The sequence below is a fragment of the Qingrenia yutianensis genome (genome assembly GCF_014385105.1).
GTDB classification, from domain to species: Bacteria; Bacillota; Clostridia; order UMGS1810; family UMGS1810; genus Qingrenia; species Qingrenia yutianensis.
Genome location: NZ_JACRTE010000072.1, coordinates 1 through 973, shown reverse-complemented (window position 1 = coordinate 973; position 973 = coordinate 1). Strand labels below are relative to the sequence as shown.

1 protein-coding gene is annotated in these 973 nt (G+C 44.4%); it reads right to left on the bottom strand.

Annotated features, from left to right (window positions below; translation table 11 throughout):
- Window positions 1–205 precede the first annotated feature (205 nt).
- On the bottom strand, window positions 206–973 hold a 768-nt coding region (locus tag H8706_RS12095), incomplete at its 5' end, for an IS3 family transposase (protein WP_262432841.1).

The window sequence follows — 973 nt, the reverse complement described above, 5'->3', positions numbered from 1 at the left end:
TGTGCCCTCCCAGCAAAAGTGGACACAAAAAAGCTTCAAAAAACGAAATGAATCGCAGTATTTCGTTAATTTACTAAAACCGACCGCATTTATTCCGCGGTTTGCTTGACAACGAGCCTCTGCCGGCATGATGTACCGGCGAAAGAACGAAGTAGCCCAAGGGCAATTCGCCCAGGCACAAGCCTATCATACCGGATACTCATTGTCAAGCAACTTTCGCGGCATAAACGCTAAGTAGGTGTTCATACTCAACCGGCGAAAGCCAATTGAGTGCTGATTGCGGTCGCATAGAATTGTAATAAGCTTCAATGTAAGCAAATATATCAGCTTGCGCTTCAGACCTGGTTCTGTAGTGCTTGTGGTGAACAAGTTCACACTTGAGACAGCTGAAAAAGTTTTCTGCTGCGGCATTGTCATACGGCTCACCCTTTCTTGACATGCTTTGTGTAATATTGTACTCTGCTAGTGCTTCGCGGTAACCTGCGGATGCATACTGAACACCGCGGTCGCTGTGAAAAATCAGGTTGTCTTGAGTTTTTTGACGATTTACAGCCATCTTAAGCGCAGTAACGGTAAGATTGGTGTCAATGCGGCTTGAAAAGGAGTAGCCGACAATCTTCTTAAGGCACAAGTCTTTTACGATTGCGGCATAAAGCCAACCCTCGTCAGTGGGTATGTAGGTAATATCGCCAACCCACTTTTGATTAGGCTTGTCAGCTGTAAAATCTCTATTAAGAATGTTGGGTGAAACAGCATAATTATGATTGGAATTTGTGGTGATTCTGAACGCTCTTTTGCGTATTGAGTGTATGTTATATAATTTCATAAGTCGGTGCGCGGTGTTTCGTGAGCACGGAGACTCTTTTCTTATCATGGCGGCCAAAGCATCGAGTCCGGCTGCCGGATACCTTTCATGAAATGATATTAAAATACGCAAAAGTTTTTGTTCATGCTGCTTACGAGCTGACACACC